This is a genomic window from Streptomyces sp. NPDC102279, assembly GCF_044766365.1.
GTDB lineage: Bacteria > Actinomycetota > Actinomycetes > Streptomycetales > Streptomycetaceae > Streptomyces.
The window spans coordinates 456,480-476,966 of record NZ_JBIWLU010000005.1 but is presented as its reverse complement, the minus strand read 5'-3'; the positions used below and the strand labels follow the sequence as shown (position 1 = coordinate 476,966).

18 protein-coding genes are annotated in these 20,487 nt (G+C 72.0%); 7 read left to right on the top strand and 11 right to left on the bottom strand.

Annotation, left to right across the window (positions count from 1 at the left end; all coding sequences use genetic code 11):
- The first annotated feature begins 41 nt into the window (after positions 1-41).
- From ACIRQH_RS14990 to ACIRQH_RS14980, 3 genes are all read left to right on the top strand, one after another.
- Positions 42-1,712, top strand: coding sequence for a penicillin-binding transpeptidase domain-containing protein (locus tag ACIRQH_RS14990; protein ID WP_358817503.1), 1,671 nt, complete (start codon positions 42-44; stop codon positions 1,710-1,712).
- A 105-nt stretch (positions 1,713-1,817) separates the two neighbouring features.
- Positions 1,818-2,348, top strand: coding sequence for a YbaK/EbsC family protein (locus ACIRQH_RS14985; RefSeq protein WP_388874470.1), 531 nt, complete (start codon positions 1,818-1,820; stop codon positions 2,346-2,348).
- Entirely contained in the window at positions 2,345-3,190 is an 846-nt protein-coding gene (locus ACIRQH_RS14980; RefSeq protein ID WP_388874473.1) for an EamA family transporter, read from the top strand. The genes ACIRQH_RS14985 and ACIRQH_RS14980 overlap by 4 nt, the downstream gene beginning before the upstream one ends.
- A 39-nt stretch (positions 3,191-3,229) precedes the next feature.
- Here the strand turns inward: ACIRQH_RS14980 and ACIRQH_RS14975 are convergent, their stop codons facing one another.
- The 4 genes from ACIRQH_RS14975 to ACIRQH_RS14960 all read right to left on the bottom strand — a co-directional run bounded on the left by ACIRQH_RS14975 (position 3,230) and on the right by ACIRQH_RS14960 (position 7,089).
- Entirely contained in the window at positions 3,230-4,390 is a 1,161-nt protein-coding gene (locus ACIRQH_RS14975; protein ID WP_404226166.1) for a serine hydrolase domain-containing protein, read from the bottom strand.
- Between the two features lie 74 nt (positions 4,391-4,464).
- Positions 4,465-5,268 carry an ABC transporter ATP-binding protein gene (locus ACIRQH_RS14970; RefSeq protein WP_358817500.1) on the bottom strand — a complete coding sequence of 268 codons (804 nt, stop codon included), beginning with the start codon at positions 5,266-5,268 and terminating at the stop codon, positions 4,465-4,467.
- Positions 5,256-6,017, bottom strand: a complete 762-nt coding sequence (cbiQ, locus tag ACIRQH_RS14965) for a cobalt ECF transporter T component CbiQ (protein ID WP_358817499.1) — start codon at positions 6,015-6,017, stop codon at positions 5,256-5,258. The genes ACIRQH_RS14970 and cbiQ overlap by 13 nt, the downstream gene beginning before the upstream one ends.
- A gap of 1 nt (position 6,018) precedes the next feature.
- Positions 6,019-7,089: an energy-coupling factor ABC transporter permease gene (locus ACIRQH_RS14960; RefSeq protein ID WP_358817498.1), complete on the bottom strand. Its 1,071-nt coding sequence runs from the start codon at positions 7,087-7,089 to the stop codon at positions 6,019-6,021.
- 306 nt (positions 7,090-7,395) lie between these two features.
- On the opposite strand from ACIRQH_RS14960, the gene ACIRQH_RS14955 reads away from it, so the two are divergent.
- Entirely contained in the window at positions 7,396-7,752 is a 357-nt protein-coding gene (locus tag ACIRQH_RS14955) for an SsgA family sporulation/cell division regulator (RefSeq protein ID WP_164374020.1), read from the top strand.
- Between the two features lie 4 nt (positions 7,753-7,756).
- On the opposite strand, the gene ACIRQH_RS14950 is transcribed toward ACIRQH_RS14955, so the two are convergent.
- Both ACIRQH_RS14950 and ACIRQH_RS14945 read right to left on the bottom strand, forming a co-directional pair.
- Positions 7,757-9,973 (bottom strand): MMPL family transporter, encoded by a 2,217-nt coding sequence (locus tag ACIRQH_RS14950; protein ID WP_358817497.1) that lies wholly within the window; start codon positions 9,971-9,973, stop codon positions 7,757-7,759.
- 160 nt (positions 9,974-10,133) lie between these two features.
- Complete coding sequence (locus ACIRQH_RS14945) at positions 10,134-10,724, bottom strand: TetR/AcrR family transcriptional regulator (protein WP_358817496.1); 591 nt, start codon at positions 10,722-10,724, stop codon at positions 10,134-10,136.
- Between the two features lie 237 nt (positions 10,725-10,961).
- Here ACIRQH_RS14945 and ACIRQH_RS14940 point away from each other — a divergent pair, with 237 nt between their 5' ends.
- Positions 10,962-14,234: a S41 family peptidase gene (locus tag ACIRQH_RS14940; RefSeq protein ID WP_388930730.1), complete on the top strand. Its 3,273-nt coding sequence runs from the start codon at positions 10,962-10,964 to the stop codon at positions 14,232-14,234.
- Between the two features lie 76 nt (positions 14,235-14,310).
- Here ACIRQH_RS14940 and ACIRQH_RS14935 read toward each other — a convergent pair whose 3' ends face one another.
- The 4 genes from ACIRQH_RS14935 to ACIRQH_RS14920 form a co-directional block, all read right to left on the bottom strand.
- The gene (locus tag ACIRQH_RS14935) at positions 14,311-14,496 is read right to left on the bottom strand and encodes a hypothetical protein (RefSeq protein ID WP_358817494.1); all 186 of its coding nucleotides are present in this window, start codon (positions 14,494-14,496) and stop codon (positions 14,311-14,313) included.
- A gap of 141 nt (positions 14,497-14,637) precedes the next feature.
- Positions 14,638-15,522 (bottom strand): SDR family oxidoreductase, encoded by an 885-nt coding sequence (locus ACIRQH_RS14930; protein ID WP_358817493.1) that lies wholly within the window; start codon positions 15,520-15,522, stop codon positions 14,638-14,640.
- Positions 15,519-16,466 carry an alpha/beta hydrolase gene (locus ACIRQH_RS14925; protein ID WP_358817492.1) on the bottom strand — a complete coding sequence of 316 codons (948 nt, stop codon included), beginning with the start codon at positions 16,464-16,466 and terminating at the stop codon, positions 15,519-15,521. Before ACIRQH_RS14925 ends, ACIRQH_RS14930 begins: the two co-directional genes overlap by 4 nt.
- Positions 16,463-17,995 (bottom strand): flavin-containing monooxygenase, encoded by a 1,533-nt coding sequence (locus ACIRQH_RS14920; protein ID WP_388874482.1) that lies wholly within the window; start codon positions 17,993-17,995, stop codon positions 16,463-16,465. Before ACIRQH_RS14920 ends, ACIRQH_RS14925 begins: the two co-directional genes overlap by 4 nt.
- Positions 17,996-18,293: 298 nt before the next feature.
- Here ACIRQH_RS14920 and ACIRQH_RS14915 point away from each other — a divergent pair, with 298 nt between their 5' ends.
- Positions 18,294-18,926, top strand: coding sequence for a MerR family transcriptional regulator (locus ACIRQH_RS14915; RefSeq protein WP_404226164.1), 633 nt, complete (start codon positions 18,294-18,296; stop codon positions 18,924-18,926).
- Positions 18,927-18,989: 63 nt separating this feature from the next.
- Here ACIRQH_RS14915 and xth read toward each other — a convergent pair whose 3' ends face one another.
- Positions 18,990-19,793, bottom strand: a complete 804-nt coding sequence (gene xth, locus ACIRQH_RS14910; RefSeq protein ID WP_358822709.1) for an exodeoxyribonuclease III — start codon at positions 19,791-19,793, stop codon at positions 18,990-18,992.
- A 139-nt stretch (positions 19,794-19,932) separates the two neighbouring features.
- Between xth and ACIRQH_RS14905 the strand changes: the two genes are divergently transcribed.
- Entirely contained in the window at positions 19,933-20,409 is a 477-nt protein-coding gene (locus ACIRQH_RS14905) for a GNAT family N-acetyltransferase (RefSeq protein ID WP_358822710.1), read from the top strand.
- Positions 20,410-20,487: the final 78 nt, after the last annotated feature.

Genomic DNA, 20,487 nt, shown 5'->3' with positions numbered 1-20,487 from the left:
GGCGCCACAGGGCACCAGGGGACAGCGGAGGACGAACAGCTGTGGGCAAGAGAAGACGGGTCGCCGAGCGGCGCAGGACGAGACAGCCCGCCGTGATCGGCGGAGTGATCGCGGTGGTCGTCGCCGGCGGCGCTTTCGGCGCCTACAGCCTGTACGGGGGCGCCGCCGCCGGGGACGACACGTCCGGCGGCGCCGCGCACACGACGGTGAAGACGGGCCCGCTGTCCGCGACCGAGGTCCACACCGCGTCCAGCGCCTTCCTCACCGCCTGGCAGAAGGGCGACGTCGCGAAGGCGGCCGCCTCCACCGACGACTCGGCCTCCGCGACGGCCGCCCTGACCGGCTACGGCAAGGACGCCCACATCACCGGCGTCACCCTGACCGGCGGCAAGCGGTCCGGCGCCGACGTCCCGTTCACCGTCAAGGCCACGGTCAGCTACAAGGGCACGTCCAAGCCCCTGACGTACTCCTCGAAGCTGACCGTCGTACGGCGGGCCAAGGACGGTGCCGCGCTGGTCGGCTGGAAGCCGTCCGTCGTCCACCCGGACCTCCAGGACGGCGACCGGCTCGTCACCGGCGCCTCCGGGACACCGCCCGTCACCGCCCTCGACCGCGACGGCGGGAAACTGACCACCGCCAAGTACCCCTCCCTCGGCACCGTCCTCGACGGGCTGCGCGAGAAGTTCGGCAAGACGGCGGGCGGCAAGGCCGGCATCGAACTGCGCGTGGTCCGCAAGGCCGCGAAGAAGGGCGCCCAGAAGACGCCCGACAAGACACTCGTGACGCTCAGCGAGGGCACCCCCGGCAAGGTGACGACGACGCTCGATCCGTCCCTCCAGGCGGAGGCCGAACGCCGGGTCGCCGCCAAGGAGAAGGCGTCGGTGGTCCTGCTGCGCCCCTCGACCGGAGAGATCCTCGCCGTCGCCAACACCTCCCACGGCTTCAACACCGCCTTCCAGGGCTCCCTCGCGCCCGGCTCCACCATGAAGGTCATCACCGCCTCGCTGCTCTTCGACAAGGGCCTGGCCTCCGCGGACAAGCCGCACCCCTGCCCCAAGACGGCGACGTACGGCGGCTGGAAGTTCCACAACGACGACGACTTCGAGATCAAGGACGGCACGTTCAAGGCGAGCTTCGCGCGGTCCTGCAACACCGCCTTCATCACGCAGGCGAAGAAGCTCGAGAACGACGACCTGACGAAGCAGGCCCAGCAGGTCTTCGGGCTGAGCATGAACAACTGGGCCGTCGGCGTCCCCTCGTTCGACGGTTCGGTGCCGGTGCAGAGCGCGGCGCAGATGGCGGCGTCCCTGATGGGCCAGGGCGGTGTCCGGATGAACCCGCTGAACATGGCGTCCATCGCCGCCACGGTCAAGACGGGCACCTTCCACCAGCCGTACCTGGTCTCCCCGACGGTCGACCACCGCACCCTGGCCAAGGCCTCCCGCACCCTGTCGGCGTCCACGCTCTCGCAGCTGCGCGAGGTCATGCAGTACACCGCCGCCGCGGGCACCGCCGCCGAGGCCATGTCCGGCCTCGGTCCGGACTACGGCGCCAAGACCGGATCCGCCGAGGTCGACAACCAGAAGCAGCCGAACGGCTGGTTCACCGCGTGGAAGGGCGACCTGGCGGGCGCGGGCGTCGTCCAGCAGGGCGGCCACGGCGGCGACACGGCGGGCCCCATCGTGGCGGCGCTGCTGAAGGCGGGAAGTTAGTCCACGCACCGGCGCGGGCGTCCTCCGCGGCGCCCCGCCGTGGCGTTCCCGGCGGGACGGGAACCCGGTCGCGTGCCGCGTACACCGACCGCTAGCGTGCTGCGCATGACCGCCACCGATGACAACGCCGCGGGAGCCTCATCCCGTGGTGAGGACACCGTTCACCCCCGGTTCGCCGAAGCACTGCGGGAGTTGGGGCTCGACGAGCTGACCGGGCGGGTCCGGCGCTTCCCGGACGCGACCCGCACCGCCGCCGAGGCCGCCGCCGCGATCGGCTGCGACCTGAGCCAGATCTGCAAGTCCCTGATCTTCGCGGCGGACGGCGTCCCCGTGCTCGTGCTGATGGACGGCGCCTCCCGGGTCGACATGGAGCGCGTACGGCTGGCGCTGGGCGCCGAGAAGGTGACACGGGCCCGCGTGGACCTCGTACGGGAGACGACGGGGTACGCGATCGGCGGGGTGCCGCCCTTCGGGCACCGGACGAAGACCCGTGTCCTGGCCGACCGTTCACTGCTCGGCCACGACACCGTGTGGGCCGCGGCGGGCACCCCGTACACCGTCTTCCCGATGGACCCCGAGAGCCTGGTCGCGCACGCGGGCGGCACGCTGGTGGACGTGCGCGAGCGCGCCGAATGACACCGCTCGTCACCGCGGCGGTGCTGCTCGCCGCCGTCACGCACGCGTGCTGGAACGCGATCGCGCACCGCATCACCGACAAGCTCGTCGGCTTCACGCTGATCGCCGGCGGGGGCATGCTGATCGGCCTGGCCATGGTGCCGTTCGTGGCCTTCCCGGCGTCCGCGGCGTGGCCGTACCTGATCGCCTCCGCCGTCATCCACGTCGCGTACTACATCCTGCTGATGCGCTCCTTCCGCCTCGGGGACTTCGGGCAGGCGTATCCGATCGCGCGCGGCACCGCGCCCCTGATCGTCACTGTGCTCGCGGCGGTCTTCGCGCACGAGGTGCCCGACGGATGGGCGGCCTCGGGCGTCGCCCTGTCCTGCGCGGGGCTGACCGGAGTCGCGCTGTGGGGGCTGCGCGGCCGGCGCCCCCACTGGGCGGCGATCGGCGCGGCCCTCGCGACGGGCGCGTCGATCGCCGCGTACACGGTCGTCGACGGTCTGGGCGTACGGGCCTCCGGCAGCTCCCTCGGGTACATCGCCTGGCTGATGGCGATCGAGGGTGTCGTGATCCCCGCGTTCGCGATCCACCGCTGGCGCGGCGACACCGTGGCGGTGCTGAAGCCGGTCGCCGCCGTCGGGTTCCTCGGCGCCGCTCTCTCGGTCGCGGCGTACGGGCTGGTCCTGTGGGCCCAGACGCGGGCCGAGCTGGCGCCGATCGCGGCCCTGCGGGAGTCGTCGATCATCGTGGGCGCGGCCATCGGCGCGGTGTTCTTCAAGGAGCGGTTCGGGGCGCCCCGGATCGCCGCGGCCGGCCTCCTGGTCGTCGGCATCGGGCTGATGCTGCACACCGGATAGCCCTCTCGGCCGGCCGCCGGTGGCCGCCGCCCACCGGGTCTACGCGTCGACGGCCGCCCGCACCGCCCGTACCAGCGCCTGCGCCCGCGCGTCCGCCGTCACGCTCGTACGGAAGCCGTTGGTGACGTAGCCGAAGGCGATGCCCGACTCCGGGTCGGCGAAGCCGAGGGCGCCGCCGCGGCCGGGGTGGCCGAACGAGCCCGGCGAGAGCAGCGGCGAGGCCGGGCCGTGGAGCATGTAGCCGAGGCCGAAGCGGGTGTTGACCACCAGGACCCGGTCGGGCCCCGCCGAGTGCTCCGCCCGCGCGTCCGCCGTCGTCTCCGGCGAGAACAGGCGGACGCCGTCCACCTCACCGATCAGCGCGGCGTAGAAGCGGGCCAGGCCGTCGGCGGTGGCGATGCCGTTGGAGGCGGGCAGGACGGCGGCCCGGTAGGCGGGGTCGTTCTCGTCGGGCATCGGCGTGATCGCGGCGAAGGCGCGGCGGGTGAGGCTGTCCGGGTCGGCGTACGCCTCCACGACCGCGCGCTTGGGGCGGGTCCGCAGGCCGCCGGACGCCGGGGGCGCCTCGACCTGTGCGACCCGGCCCACCCGGCCTGCCTGCTCCGGCGGGAGCCCGACCCACAGATCCAGTTCCAGCGGCCCGGCGATCTCCTCGGCGATCCACGCGCCGATCGTGCGCCCGGTGACCTGCCGCACCAGCTCGCCCGTCAGCCAGCTGTACGTCTGCGCGTGATAGCCGTGGTCGGCCCCCGGCTGCCAGACCGGTGTCTGCGCGGCCACGGCCGCCGCCGCGATGTCGGGGTCCGCGGCCTCGGCGGGAGTGAGCGGCCGGTCGAGGACCGGCACGCCGGCGCGGTGCGCGAGGAGGTGCCGGACCCGGGTGTGCTCCTTGCCGCGTGCCTTGTACGCGGCCCAGTGGGCGGCGACGGGTGCGTCGAGGTCGAGGAGGCCGCGCTGGGCGAGCAGCAGGATCACGGCGGCGGCGACGCCCTTCGTCGCGGAGCGCACGATCTGCGCGGTGCCGTGCTGCCAGGGCTCGGTGCCGTCGACGTCCCGGGTGCCGCCCCACAGGTCGACGACCTTGTGCCCGTCGCGGTACACGGTGACGGCGGCGCCCCGGTCCCCGAGGGCCGCGAAGTTGCGGGCGAACGCCTCCCCGACCGGCTCGAATCCCGCGGCCACGGTGCCGTTCACGTCCACGGGCCCGTCCGCGCCGGTCGTCGCCGGGGTCGCGGTGTACGGCCCGGCCGGCGGTCCGGCGTCCTCTTGTCTCGTCACGCTCCCATTGTCACGGAGCGCGGATCGAAGCCGAAGGGCAGCTCCAGGCGGTGCGTGCGCATCAGCCCGTCGTCGGAGAGCAGCTCGCCGGTCCGGCCGTCGGCGACGATCACGCCGTCGCTGAGGACGAGGGCGCGCGGGCACAGTTCGAGGGCGTACGGCAGGTCGTGGGTGACCATGAGGACGGTGACGTCCAAGGAGCGCAGGATGTCGGCGAGTTCGCGCCGGGAGGCGGGGTCGAGGTTGGAGGAGGGCTCGTCGAGGACGAGGATCTCCGGTTCCATCGCCAGCACCGTCGCGACGGCGACCCGGCGGCGCTGTCCGAAGGACAGGTGGTGCGGCGGGCGGTCGGTGAAGGCCTCCATGCCGACGCGCTCCAGGGCGGTGCGGACGCGTTCCTCCAGCTCGGCGCCCTTCACTCCCGCGGCGGCCGGTCCGAAGGCGACGTCCTCGCGGACGGTCGGCATGAACAGCTGGTCGTCCGGGTCCTGGAAGACGATGCCGACCCGGCGCCGGATCTCCGCCATGTGCCGTTTGCCGACCGGGAGTCCGGCGACGTGCACCGTTCCGGCGCCGCCGGTCAGGATGCCGTTGAGGTGCAGGACGAGAGTGGTCTTTCCGGCACCGTTCGGGCCGAGCAGCGCCACGCGCTCGCCGCGTCCGACGGTGAAGTCCACGCCGAAGAGGGCCTGGTGCCCGTCGGGGTAGGCGAAGGCGAGGCCGGAGACCTCCAGGGAGGCGGGCACGGCGTCGCCGCCGGGGGGCGGCACGGGGGTTTCGGCAGAGATCACAGCGTCCATCCCAGCACACAGACGACGAGGGCGGCGCACGGGAGGGCGAGGGCGTACGACCACTGCGCCCGGGACGCGGTCACCTCGTCGATGACGGGCATGGTTCCGGTGTAGCCGCGGCTCACCATGGCGAGGTGGACGCGCTCTCCGCGTTCGTAGGAGCGGATGAACAGCGCGCCCGCCGACTTCGCGAGCACGCCCCAGTGCCGCACCCCGCTCGCCTCGAAGCCGCGGGACTCCCGCGCGATGCGCATGCGCCGCATCTCGTCGGTGATGACGTCGCCGTAGCGGATCATGAAGGAGGCGATCTGCACGAGGAGCGGCGGGAGCTTCAGGCGCTGCAGGCCGAGGAGCAGTTCGCGCAGTTCGGTGGTGGAGGCGAGGAGCACGGAGGCGGCGACGCCGAGGGTGCCCTTGGCGAGGACGTTCCAGGCGCCCCACAGCCCGTTGACGCTCAGGGACAGGCCGAGGACGTCGACCCGCTCGCCCTCGGCGACGAACGGCATCAGCACGGCGAAGGCCACGAACGGGATCTCGATCAGCAGCCGCTTCAGCAGCACTCCGGCCGGTACCCGGGCGCGCTGGGCGACCGCGGCGAGCAGCAGGGCGTACAGCGCGAACGCCCACATCGCCTCGCGGGGCGTGGAGACGACCACGATCACGAAGGCGAGGGTGGCGGCGAGCTTGGTGTGCGGCGGCAGGCCGTGCACGGGCGAGTGTCCGTGCCGGTAGAGCTTGTGGGTGTGGCCCGCCCCCATGTCAGACGCCCTCGGGCAGGGAGGTGGGCGAGGCGTCGGACGTACGGCGCCTGCGCAGCGCCCAGAAGATCCCGGTGCCCGCGACGATGGTGACGCCGACGCCGATGACACCGGCGAGTCCGCCGGAGACGCGGGCGTCGGAGACGTCCTTGACGCCGTATCCGGCGAGCGGCGAGGAGTCCTCCGTGGCGTGCTTCTCGGCCTTCGCGTCGATGCCCTTGTCCTTGGCGACCTTCTCCAGGCCGTCGGGGCTGGCGGAGGCGTAGAAGCTGACGAACCCGGCGAGGACGAGGGAGGTGACCAGCCCGGTGATCCAGACCTTGCGGTGGGAGGAGCGGGCGGCGACGGGCACCGGCTCGGCAGTGGCGGCGGGCGAGGCGGGTGTGTCGACGAGTTCGCCGTTCACCCGCAGCTTGAGCCGCTGCTGGAGGCCGCGGGCGCCGTACACGAGGTCGGGGCGTACGGCGACGACGGCGCCGACGGTGAGCGCGGTGATGACGGCCTCGCCGATGCCGATGAGGACGTGGACGCCGATCATCGCGGTGGCGACCTTGGTGACCGCGATGTCGGTGGTGCCGCCGACCGCGTAGATGAGGGTGAACGCGACGGCGGCGGCCGGGACGGACAGCAGCGCGGCGACGAAGGACGCGACGGTGATCGAGCGCCGCGTGCGGGGCAGCACCTTCACCAGGCCGCGGAAGAGGGCGTACGAGACGACGGTGGTGACGATCGCCATGTCGGTGATGTTCACGCCGAGCGCGGTGAGGCCGCCGTCGGCGAAGAGGATGCCCTGCATGAGCAGGACGACGGATACGCAGAGGACCCCTGTGTAGGGGCCGACGAGTATCGCGGCCAGGGCACCGCCGAGCAGATGTCCGCTGGTCCCGGCGGCGACCGGGAAGTTCAGCATCTGTACGGCGAAGATGAAGGCGGCGACCAGGCCGGCGAGCGGCGCGGTCCGCTCGTCGAGTTCGCGGCGGGCGCCTCGCAGGCTGACGGCGATGGCGCCGGCGGCGACCACTCCCGTGACAGCGGAGACAGGGGCGTTGATGAATCCGTCAGGCACATGCACCGTTCGATGATAGTGCCCAGTTGCGAACTACTTGCAAGAGCGAGGGACCCTCGAATAGTTGACGGACGGCCGGCTCCGCCCTCCCCGCGGCGACCGTCTTCCCCTCCTCGCGGCCGGGCGTGACCCGTGCCTCACGGTGTTCCGTACATGCGCTCGCCGTGACCGGGAAGAAGGTCATGAAGGACACGACGCACATGAAGGGGTGGTCGCGGGCGGCCGGAGAGCGGTTTCCGTGAGATGTGCGACATTGGAATGGTGACGGATTCACACATTCCGCACAGGTTACGCAGCGTGAGGAGTCGGTTCATGTACGCCGTCGAACAGTACGCACGCGCCCACATCGTCACCGACACGGCCGACTCCGCCGAGGACGAACACCGGGCCGTCCCGGTGGCCCTGCGCTACGACCCGGAGAGCGATCCCCCGCAGGTGCACATCACCCTGCCGGGCCCCAAGGAATGGGTCTTCGCCCGTGAACTCCTGGAGCAGGGCCTGCGGGTCCCGGCCAGCAGCGGCGACGTCCGCGTCTGGCCGTGCGGACGCGTGCAGGCGGTCCTGGAGTTCCACTCGCCGAAAGGGGTGGCGGTCGTGCAGCTCGACGCGAAGGCCCTGATCCGCTTCCTTCGTCGCACATACACGGCCGCCACCCCGGTGGCTCACTGACGGATCAGACGCGGGTCAGTTCCCGGTCGTCGTCACCGTCGCGGCGCTTCTCCTCCAGCGCGCGCAGACCCTCGCCCTCCACGTCCACGTTCGGCAGCGCGCGGTCCAGCCACTTCGGCAGCCACCAGGCGCGCTTGCCGAGCAGGGCGAGCACCGCCGGGACGATGGCCATGCGGACCACGAAGGCGTCGAAGAAGACGGCGATCGCGAGGCCGAAGCCGATCATCTTGATCATCGACTCGCTGGAGCCGATGAACCCGGAGAACACGGCGATCATGATGACGGCGGCCGCGGTGACGACCCGCGCTCCGTGCCGGAACCCGGTGACGATCGCCTGGCCCGGCTTCTCGCCGTGGACGTAGGCCTCGCGCATACGGGTCACGAGGAACACCTCGTAGTCCATGGCCAGACCGAAGACGACACCCACCATGAAGATCGGCATCATCGACATGATCGGGCCGGTCTCCTCGACGCCCAGCAGGCCGGCCAGCCAGCCCCACTGGAAGACCGCGACGACCGCGCCGAGGGCCGCCATCACGCTGAGCAGGAAGCCGAGGGCCGCCTTCAGCGGGACGAGGATCGAGCGGAAGACGACGATCAGCAGCAGGAACGCGAGACCGACGACGAGCGCGAGATACGGGATCAGCGCGTCGTTGAGCTTCTGCGAGAAGTCGATGTTCATGGCCGTGGAGCCGGTGACGAGCACCGTGGCGTCGGTGTCGGCCTTGATCTCACCGCCGGCGCCGCGGATGGCGTGCACCAGGTCCTCGGTCTTGACGGAGGACGGCTTCGAGTCGGGGACCACCGTGATCATCGCGGTGTCGCCGGACTTGTTGGGCACCGCGGGCGACACGCTGACGACGCCCTTGAGGCCCTTGATCTCGTCGGTGACCTTGGTGAACGCGGCCTTGGGGGCGTCGCTCGCCTTCGCGTCGACGACGACCATCAGCGGGCCGTTGAAGCCGGGCCCGAAGCCCTCGGAGAGCAGGTCGTAGGCACGGCGCTGCGTGGTGGACGTGGGCTGCGAACCGTCGTCGGGCAGGCCCAGTTCGAGGGAGGCCGCCGGGATGGCCGCCGCGCCGAGACCGATCACACCGAGCAGCAGCACGGCGAGCGGACGGCGGACGACGAAGCTCGCCCAGCGGGTGCCCATGTTGGGCTTGCCCTCCTTCTTGGCGGCGCGCCCGCCGCCGAGGAGCCTGCTCTTCTTGCCGGCCGGCTGGACCCTGCGGCCCGCGTAGCCGAGCAGCGCGGGGATCATGGTCAGCGCGATGAGGACGGCGATGGCGACGGTGCCCGCGGCGGCCACACCCATCTTCGTCAGCATCGGGATGTTGACGACCGACAGACCGACCAGGGCGATGACGACGGTCAGGCCCGCGAAGACCACGGCGGACCCCGCCGTGCCGACGGCCCGTCCGGCCGCCTCCTCGCGTTCACGGCCCTCGGCCAGTTCCGCCCGGTAGCGGGAGACGATGAACAGGGCGTAGTCGATGCCGACCGCTAGGCCGATCATCATCGCGAGGGTGGAGGTGGTGGAGCCGAGGTCGAGGGCGCTGGCGAGCGCGGTGATCGTCGAGACGCCGATGCCGACGCCGATCAGCGCGGTGAGCAGTGGCAGCCCGGCCGCGATCAGCGAGCCGAAGGTGATGACGAGGACGACCGCGGCGATCGCGATGCCGATGACCTCGGTGGACCCGGTCTCGGGTGTCGCCTGGAGCGCGTCACCGCCGACCTCGACGGTCAGCCCGGCGTCCCGCGCGTCCTGCGCCGCCGCGTTCAGGGCGTCCTTCGAGGCGTCCTCCAGCTCCATGCCGGAGACCTTGTACTTCACCGAGGCATAGGCGATCGACCCGTCCTTGCTGACGGCGTGGGTCTTGAAGGGGTTGTCGACGGAGGTGACCTCGGAGCCGGTGCCGAGCACCTTGACGGCCTTCTCGACGGTCGCCTTGTTGTCGTGGTCCGCGACCTTCTCGCCGGCCGGAGCCTTGAAGACGACGCGTGCGGTCGCTCCGTCGGCGCTCATGCCGGGGAAACGGTTCTCCAGCAGGTCGAAGGCCTTCTGCGCCTCGGTGCCGGGGATGGAGAAGGAGGATGCCCCGGCGACGGGCGCTGAGGCCGCGCCGACACCCGCGAGGGTCAGCAGCGCCACCCACATCAGGGCGACGAAGTGCCGTCGCCGGAAGGCGAATCGGCCGAGTTTGTAGAGGAACGTGGCCACGAGGGCGAACTCCCGGTCAGGTCGTGGGATGGCAGGGGCTGGTGTGACCACCCGAGTGGGGGCAGGGGTGATCAGCCCGACGACGTGAGCGGCGCGTCAGGTGCAACTACAGGGGCTTGGAGAGGGTGAGGAAGGCGTAAGGGGATGGAGGGCCGAAGAATCAGGCGCCGAGAGCGGGGAGAACCACGGCGTCGATGTACGAATGCAGGAACGCCTGGGTCGGCGGGAGTTCGTCGATCATGGTGCGGGCCGCGAAAGCGCCGATCAGCATGTGCATCACGAACTGCATCGCGGGGTTGTCCGCACGGACCTCACCTCGGTCGACACCGCGCTGGAGCACCCGGCGCAGCTCTTCCATCTCCGGCTCGACCAGCCATTCCCGGAACGCCTTCAGCAGATCCGGGTTCCCGTGCGCCGCCATGGCCAGACCCCGCATCAGCGCGGAGTCCTGCTCCATCTGGCAGTCGTCCTGCCGGGCGGCGAGTGCCTGGAAGTCGCCCCGCAGGCTTCCCGTGTCCATGTCGGAGAACTTCAGCGGCTTCTGGTGCCGCAGCGCTTTCACGACGAGCTCGGCCTTGCCGCCCCACTGGCGGTAGAGCGTGGCCTTGCTGGCACGGGTACGGGCGGCGACGGCGTCCATCGTGAGGGCGTCGTAGCCGACTTCCCGAAGCAGGTCGAGCACGGCCGCGTACAGCTCGGCCTCGCGCTCGGGCGTGATCCGACTGCGACGCACCGTTGCGGCCTCAGTCATCCCGGTCACCTCTGCTTCGTACGACACGGATTCGTATGTCTTCGAAGATACCCCCGCAGTCAACGAAACGAAACCGTTTCGTACGTGGGCTGGGTCACGCCGGTACCGCGGAACCGGGGCCCCGGCAGGGAACCGGACGGCCGCGGCGGCGCATCGGACGGCCGCGGTGCGGAACCGGCACCGGATTCCCCCGTTCCACAAGTTGCCGGGGCCTCTCCGGGGGAAAAGCATGGGGAGGTGAGCGACGAGCACGAGAACGCGACCACGGACGAGCACTCCCCCGGCTACCTGCGCTTCCCGCACCTGAGCGGCGACCGGCTCTGCTTCGTCACCGAGGACGACCTGTGGGTCGCCCCGCTCGACGGCCGCGGGCGGGCCTGGCGGCTCACCGTCGACCGCACCAAGGCCGGCCACCCCCGCTTCTCGCCGGACGGCCGGACCATCGCCTACACGAGCTGGCGCAGCCTCGTCCCCGAGATCCACCTGGCACCGGTCGACGGCGGCCCGGGCAACCGGCTCACCTACTGGGGCAGCGCGGACACCCAGGTCTGCGGCTGGTCACCGGACGGCGACATCCTCGCCGTCGCCTCGCACGGACAGCCCTTCTCCTACTTCACCTGGGCCCACAGCGTCCCCACCGACGGCGACCCCGGCGGCAAGCTGCCCTGGGGGCCCGTCTCCGACATCGCCGTCGCCGACATCGACGGCGAGCGCAGGACCCTGCTGCTCACCGGCACGCCCCCGCACGAACCCGCCGTCTGGAAGCGCTACCGGGGCGGCGCCATGGGCCGCATCTGGCTGCACGGCCGGCAGCTCCTCGCCGACATCGGGGGCCACCTCTCCTGCCCGATGTTCGTCGGCGGCCGGATCGCCTTCCTCTCCGACCACGAGGGCGTCGGCAACCTCTACTCCTGCGCCCACGACGGCTCCGACCTGCGCCGGCACACCGACCACGACGCCTTCTACGCCCGGCACGCCGCGTCCGACGGCACCCGGGTCGTCTACCAGTGCGCGGGCGACCTGTGGATCGTCGACGACCTGTCCCCCGCCTCGGTCCCGCGCCGCCTCGACGTCCGGCTCGGCGGGCCGCGCGCGGGACGGCGCCCGTACCAGGTGCCGGCCGCCCAGCACGTGGACGGCATCTCCGTCGACGAGACGGGCCGGGCCAGCGCCGTCGTCGTCCGCGGCAGCCTGTACTGGCTCACCCACCGCGACGGCCCCGCCCGCACCATCGCGGACACTCCCGGCGTCCGCGTCCGGCTCCCGGAGATGCTCGGCTCGGGCGGCCAGGTCGCCTACGTCACCGACGCCGAGGGCGAGGACGCCGTCGAGATCGCCTACCTGCCGCGCGCGACCGGCGACCGCGAACCGCGCCGCCTCGTCTCCGGCGACCTCGGCCGCGTCCTGGAACTGGTCTCCGACCCGCAGGGCGAGCGCCTCGCCGTCGCCTCGAACGACGGACGGCTGCTCCTGCTGGACGCGACGGAGGAGTCCACCGGTGAGGTGACCGAGCTGATCCGGTCCATCAACGGCCCGGTCGCCGACCTCGCGTTCTCCCCGGACGGCGCCTGGCTGACCTGGTCGCACCCCGGGATCGGCCGTTCCCTGCGGCAGATCAAGATGGCCCGCATCAAGGACCGCCTGGTCGTCGACGTCACCAACGGCCGCTTCGAGGACGAGAACCCCGTCTTCACCCGGGACGGCCGCTACCTCGCCTTCCTGTCCTGGCGCGGCTTCGACCCCGTCTACGACGTGCACACCGGGGACCTGTCCTTCCCGCTCGGCTGCCGCCCCTACCTCGTCCCGCTGTCCTCCGCCACACCCTCCCCGTTCGCCCTGAACCCGGACGGGCGGCCGGTCGCCGGGGGCCTAGACCCGGTCGAGGAGGAGTCGGACGACGGCACGGCGGCGACCGTCGAACTCGAAGGCCTGGAGAGCCGGGTGACCCCCTTCCCGGTCACCGCCTCCAAGTACTCGGCGCTCTGTCCGGTCGCGGGCGGCGGTCTGGTCTGGCTGCGCTGGCCGATCTCCGGCGCGCTCGGCGAGACCTTCGCCAACCCGGACGACACGACGGGCCGTCCCACCCTGGAGTTCTTCAACATCACCAAGGCGAAGAAGTCCGAACTCGTCGACCACCTCGACTGGTTCGCGGTCAGTGGCGACGGCTCCCGGCTCGTCGTCGTCGACGAGGGCGACCTGCGCGCCGTCCCCGCCACCGAGTCCGGCGACAGCGACTCCACCGTCTGGATCGACCTGCGCCGCATCCTGCACGAGGTCGACCCGCCCGCCGAATGGCGCCAGGCCTACGACGAGGCGGGCCGGATCACCCGCGCCTACTTCTGGGACCCGGACATGTGCGGCATCGACTGGGACGCGGTCCTCGCGCAGTACCGCCCCCTGGTCGAACGGGTCGCCTCCCCCGACGAGTTCGCCGACCTGCTGCGTGAGGTCCTCGGCGAACTGGGCACCTCGCACGCCTACGTCAGCGCCGCCCGCCGCAACGAGGGCCCCGCCCACTACCAGCGCCGGCAGGGCCTGCTGGGCGCCAACCTCGTTCGCCGCGACGGGAACTGGATGCTCAAGCGGATCCTGCCCGGCGACTCCTCCGACTCCAAGGCGCGCTCCCCGCTGGCGGGCACCGGCATCCGCGCGGGCGCCGTCCTCACCCACGTCGACGGACGCCCGGTGGACCCGGTCACCGGCCCCTACCCCCTGCTCGCGGGCGCGGGCGGCACCACGGTGGAACTGACCTTCCGGCCGGCCGAGGGCGAGGGCCGCGCCCGCCGGGTCGCGGTGGTCCCGCTGATCGACGAACGCCCGCTGCGCTACCAGGACTGGGTGGCCAAACGGCGCCAGGTGGTCCGGGAGTTGAGCGGCGGCCACTGCGGCTATCTGCACATCCCGGACCTGGGCGGCTCGGGCTGGGCCCAGTTCAACCGCGACCTGCGGATGGAGGTCTCCCGCCCGGCCCTCATCATCGACGTACGGGGCAACGCGGGCGGCCATATCAGCGAGCTGGTCGTCGAGAAACTGACCCGCACCATCCTCGGCTGGGACCTCACCCGCAACGCCCAGCCCGTCTCGTACGCCTCCAACGCCCCCCGCGGGCCGATCGTGGCCCTCGCCGACGAGGCGACCTCCTCCGACGGCGACATGATCACCGCCGCGTTCAAACTGCTGAAGCTCGGACCCGTGGTCGGGCAGCGCACCTGGGGCGGTGTCGTCGGCATGACCGGCCGGCACCAGCTCGGTGACGGCACCGTCATCACGGTGCCGATGAACGCCGCCTGGTTCGACGCGTACGGCTGGTCCGTCGAGAACCACGGCGTCGCCCCCGACCTGGAGATCCTGCGCACCCCGCTCGACTGGGCGGAGGGCCGCCACGCCCAGCTCGACGACGCCATCCAGCTCTCCCTGGACCTGCTGCGCAGCCAGCCGGCCGCGTCCCCGCCGGACTACTCGAACGTCCCGGACAGGACCCGCCCGAAACTCCCCCCGCGCCCGGACTGACTGCGGTCCGACCAACGCGGAGTTGGGGTGCCCTCCGTGCGGAGGGCACCCCAACTCATGCAGGACGGAAGGTCGATCAGGCGTCGAAGTCCTGGTCGAAGCGGTCCTGCGCCTCCTGCCGGGCACGGTCCGTGGCCGGCATGGCGTGGTCACGCTCCTGCGAGGAACGCTCGCTCGCCTCGTCGCGCGCGGCGCCCGGCTTGCCCTTGGCCTTCTGCTGAAGACGCTCGGCCTTGTCCTTGAACTGGTCCTGCATGCCCATGAGATTCACTCCCGTAGTGGGTGAGGGGGGTTGAGCCCGATCCCGTTGTGAGCGACGGGTGTTCGGGCCTCGACCAGACTGACACGCAGGGACGAACCACGCATTTCGATCAGTCACGCTCCGTGAAACCCCCCAGGTGGATCAGGGTGCCGACGCCTCCCGCTCGTGCTCGTCGGCCGCCCCGCCGGCCCCGACGAGCCCCGTCCGCACCGTGCCGAGCCGCGGCTCGAACCGCCGCATCTCGCGCTGCCCGACGGCCCCGATGATCCCGGGCAGGTACCCGCGGATGCCCTGCATCCCGCGCAGCCACCACTGGGCGTACACATGGCTGGAGCGGCGCTCGATGCCGGCCACGATCCGGTCGACGGCCGGACCCAGCGGATACGTCTTGTTCGACGGCCACGGCAGCCGCTGCCGCAACTCCCGCATCACCTCGTCCTGGTCGGCGCCCCGCACCATGTCCGTGTCCGTCCACGACAGGTACCCGACGCCCACCCGGACGCCCTTGTAGCCGACCTCGGCCCGCAAACTGTGCGCGTACGCCTCCACGCCGGACTTGGACGCGCAGTACGCCGTCATCATCGGAGCCGGCGTGATCGCCGCCAGCGACGCGATCTGCAGCAGGTACCCGCGGCTCTCCATCAGCACCGGCAGGAACGCCCGTGCCGTCACCGCCGACCCGATCAGGTTCACCTCGATCACCCGCCGCCAGGCGACCGGGTCGGAGTCCACGAAGGGACCCCCGCTCGCCACCCCGGCGTTCGCGACGACGATGTCGACCTTGCCGAACCGCTGCTTGACCTCCTGCGCGACCCGCGCCATCGCCTCGTGGTCGGTGACGTCGGCGTACCAGTGGTCGCTCTCGCTGTGCAGCCGCTCCGAGACCTGCTTCAGCGCGTCCGCCTCCAGGCCGACCAGCGCGATCTTCGCCCCGCGTGCGGAGAGCTTGCGCGCGAGCAGCTCCCCGACGCCGCGCGCCGCCCCCGTGACGACCGCGACCTGTCCTTCGAGACTCACCTTGCTCATGCGCCCTCCCTGATCTCTTCGATCTCTTCGATCTCTTCGGCGGTCTGCGTGTACGTCGTGACGAGTTCCCGGATCCGGGCGCTCACGTGCTCCGGTGCCTCGATCGGCGTCATGTGCCCGACCCCCGCGAGTTCGGTGCTGCCGACGCAGTTCGGCAGGGCCGCCACCAGGGCCCGCGCGTGCACGACCGGGGTCAGCCGGTCCGCCGTCCCCGCGATCACCGCCGTCGGCACCCGCAACTCCCGTACGCCGTGGTCGAGATCGAGCGACTCCAGCACGGCCGACCAGGCGTGCCGCACGGTCCGCGGGCAGGCGTGCACGATCCGCGCGCAGGCGTCCACCATCAGCGGGGACGAACCGGCGCCCATGGTCGCGTACTTGAGGATCCGGCGGGCGACCGGTGTGACGGGCCCGAGCGGCGCGCGGGAGCCGAGCACGGCTCCGGTGACCCTCGTCCGGAGCCGGCCGGCCCGCAGCGGGACGACCCGCGACTCGGCGACCAGCCGTGTGCTCCCGGTGCTGCACAGCAGCGCCGCCGCCGCGTGCTCCGTGAACCGGGGCCGGGTGGACGCCGCCATCAGGGTCATCCCGCCCATCGAGTGCCCCACGAGCACGGCCTTCTCACCCGGTGCCAGCGTGGCGGCGAGCACCGCCTCCAGGTCGTCGGCGAGCGCGTCCGTGCTGCACAGCTCGCTCGCCGGGCTGCGCCCGTGACCGCGCTGGTCGTAGGCGACGACCCGGTGGTCGACGGCGAGGTCCCGGATCTGCGCCGCCCAGAAGGCCGTCGAACAGGTCCAGCCGTGCGCGAGGACCACGGCGGGCGCGCCCTCGGGGCCGTGCACCTCGACGTGCAGGGTCGCGCCGTCCGCGGAGTGCGCGACCAGTTCCCGTACGGGCGGGGGAGGCGCGTACACCCCGTGCGCGTCATGCGTCAGCCGGCTCATGCCTCCGCCACCGCCTTCTTCTTGCGGGTGCCCGTCACAGCCGGTCCGGGTTCGGGCTCCGCCGCCCGCACCACCTCGTACTCCGCGAGGTCGACCCGCCGTGTGGCGCCCCGGAACTCCGTCGTGGTGCCGGGCCACACGGTCGTGTTGACGCCGTTGGCGTCGAGGTACCAGCTGGTGCAGCCGCCGGTGTTCCACACGGTGCGCTTCATGCGTTCCTGCACGCGGTCGTTCCAGGCGTCGACGGCGGCGGGCCGCGCGTCGAGCGCCGCCCGTCCGCCGAGGACGTCCAGCTGCCGTACGAAGTCGGCCATGTAGTTCAGCTGGGACTCGATCATGAGGATCATCGAGGAGTTCCCGAGCCCGGTGTTGGGCCCGATGATCGTCATCCAGTTGGGGAAGCCGGCCGCGGTCGCGCCGCGCAGCGACTTCATGCCGTCCTTCCACGCCTCGGCCAGCGTCCGGCCGTCCGCCCCGACGACGCGGTCGGCGATCGGCATGTCGGTGACGTGGAAGCCGGTCCCGAAGACGATCGCGTCGGCCTCGGCCCTGCTGCCGTCGGCCGCGACCAGCGTGGAGCCCTCGATCCTTGCGAGCCCGGAGGCCACGACGTCCACGTTCGGCTTCGTGAGCGCCGGATAGTAGGCGTTCGACAGCAGGATGCGCTTGCAGCCGATCCGGTAGTCGGGCGTCAGCTTCGCGCGCAGCGCCGGGTCCTTCACGGCCCGCGCGATGTTCCGCTTGGCCAGCCGCTCGACCAGGCCCAGTTCGTCGGGCCGCTTGGTGAACGCCTGCACCTGCAGTTCCCGGATGCCCCACAGCAGCCCGCGCCGGGCCTGCGTGGTGAACGGCAGCTGCCGGTGCAGCCACCGCTCGGCGCCGGTGATCGCCCGGTCGACCCGCGGCATCACCCACGGCGGGGTGCGCTGGAACAGGGTGAGCCGGGAGACGTCCGGCTGGATCGCCGGCACGATCTGGATGGCCGAGGCCCCGGTGCCGATCATGGCGACGCGCTTGCCGCGCAGGTCGTAGTCGTGGTCCCAGCGGGCGGAGTGGAACACCTTGCCGGTGAACGTGTCGATCCCCGGGATCTCCGGGATCTTGGGGTCGGACAGCGGCCCGGTCGCGGAGACCACGAGGTCCGCCGTCAGGTAGCCGCTGCTCGTCTCGATCCCCCAGCGCAGCTTCTCGGCGTCCCAGGTCATCATCCGCACCTCGGAGTTGAAGCGCAGGTGCGGCCGCAGCCGGAAGACGTCCGCCACGTGTTCCAGATAGGCCCGGATGTGCTCCTGGCCCGAGAAGGTGCGCGGCCACTCGGGGTTGGGCGCGAACGAGAACGAGTACAGGTGCGACGGGACGTCACAGGCGCACCCGGGGTAGCTGTTGTCCCGCCAGGTGCCGCCCACGCCGTCGGCCCGCTCCAGGACGACGAAGTCGGTGATGCCCTCGCGGCGCAGCCGCACCGCGGCTCCCAGCCCGCCGAACCCGGACCCGATCACCGCCACCCGTACATGCTCGTGCTCGGTCATCCCGACGCCTCCCTAGCCCGCACGACTCTGCCAGTGAACACTGGCGCAATCGGAGCGTAGAACAGCTTCGTACTGATGGGTAGGGGTCGCGGGCGGGAAAGTTACCGGGGGTACGACGTAGGGTGCGCAGGTGGCCGAGGGATCAGGAAAGCGGGGCGCCGGGGCGCGAGCACGGGGCGCGCGGACGCCGGAGGGCGGCGCGCGTGGCGCCGGCTCTCGGGCGCGCGCGGTCCGCGAGCAGGGCCCGGGCCCGCTCGCCGACGGCGGCTCCCCGGACCCGGCCGGGCACGAGTACCGCATGGAGGAGCTGGCCGAGAAGGCCGACATCACCGTGCGCACCCTGCGCTTCTACCGGGAACGCAAACTCATACCGCCGCCCCGGCGCGAGGGCCGCATCGCCTGGTACGACGACACCCACCTGGCCCGCCTGCGCACCATCTCGGCGCTCCTGGAACGCGGCCACACCCTCAACGGCATCGCGGAGCTGGCCGAGGCCTTCGACCACGGGCGCGACGTGGGCGAGCTGCTCGGTCTGGGCGAGCCCACCGAGGAGACCCCGGTCCGCCTCTCCCCCGAGGAACTCGCCGACGTCTTCGCCGGGCAGGCGACCCCGGAGAACCTCGCCGCCGCGCTCGACCTCGGCTATCTCGGCACGGACGGCGGCGAGATCGTGCACATCAGCCGCCGCCTGCTGGACGTCTCGGCCGCGCTGGTCCGCGAGGGCATCCCGCTCGCCGACGTCCTGCGGGCGGCCCGCCGCGTACGCGACCACACCGACGCCCTGGCCGAACTCTTCACCACCCTGGTCCTCACCGAGGACCGCACCCCGCAGGACCTCCAGCGTCTGCGCCCCCTCGCCAAGAGCGTGGTGGAGGCGGAACTGTCCATGGCCCTGGACCGCCGGCTACGGGGCAAGGACCACAAGGACTGAGGCGCGCCCGGGTCACCCCCGCCGGCGTCCGGGGTGCGCGACGCACCCCGGACGCCGCTCGGCTCAGAGGTCGTAGACGACTGTCACCGGCGCATGGTCGGACCAGCGCTCCTCGTGCGTGGCGGCGCGCTCCACGAACCCCTTGACCGCCTTGTCGGCGAGCCCCGGCGTGCAGACGTGCAGGTCGATCCGCCACCCTGAGTCGTTGTCGAAAGCCCGCCCCCGGTACGACCACCACGAGTAGGGCCCCTCGGCGTCCGCGTGCAGGGCGCGGACGACGTCCACGTAGCCGCCGTCGCCCGCGTCGAGGACCCGGCCCAGCCAGGCGCGCTCCTCGGGCAGGAAGCCGGAGTTCTTCCTGTTGGCACGCCAGTTCTTGAGGTCGGCCTCCTGGTGGGCGATGTTCCAGTCGCCGCAGACGACGACCTCGCGCCCGTCGGCGGCGGCCCGCTCCCTGAGCCCCTTGAGGTGGCCGAGGAACTCCGCCATGAAGCGGATCTTCTCGTCCTGCCGCTCGGTGCCGACCTCGCCGGAGGGCAGATAGAGGCTCGCCACGGTGACGCCGGGAAGGTCCACCTCGACGTAGCGGCCGGAGGAGTCGAACTCCTCGGACCCGAAGCCGACACGGACGGCGTCCGGCTCCCGGCGTGTGTAGAGGGACACACCGGCACGTCCCTTGGCGGCTGCGGGGGCGTGCACGACGTGCCAGCCCTCGGGCGCGCGCACCTCCTCGGGGAGCTGCCCGGGCTCGGCCCGCACCTCCTGGAGGCACAGCACGTCCGCGGAGGTCTCCGCGAGCCACCCCACGAAACCCTTCTTCGCGGCGGCCCGGAGCCCGTTCACATTCACAGAGGTCACAGTCAGCACCCAGGCACGATACTGAACCGGTGCGCCCGACCCGAACTCGATCACCCGCCCGGCAGGGCGTGAGGCACCGCTCGCGCCGGTCCCGCACGACGCGTCACCACCCCGTCACCCATCACCGCATAGATGTACGGTATTCCGCATGAACATCCGCCAGGTCCCCTTCGACCACCCCGACGCCGTCAAGCTCAACGACCAGGTGCAGGCCGAGTACGCCGAGCGCTACGGCGACGACGGCGACGCCACGCACCTCGACGCGTGGATGTTCGCCCCGCCCGTGGGTCTCTACCTGATCGCGTACGACGAGCGCGACCGGCCGGTGGCGACGGGTGGCTGGCGCACCCAGGACGAGAACGCCGAGGCCTACTCGGACGGCGACGCCGAACTCAAGCGCATGTACGTGGTCCCCGAGGCCCGCGGTCTCGGTCTCGCCCGGCGCGTCCTGGCCGCCCTGGAGGAGGACGCCCGTACGGCGGGCCGGGTCCGCATGGTCCTGGAGACCGGCGCCAAGCAGCCCGAGGCGGTGTCCCTCTACGCGTCGAGCGGCTATGCCCCGTGCGCGAAGTTCGGCTACTACCGCTTCCACGACCTGAGCCTCTGCTACGCCAAGGCCCTCTAGGACCTGGCGTCCGGATCGGACGGCAGCCGCGGCGGGCCTCCAAGGGCCCGCCGCACGGCGGGAGTTGTCCCCGTCACG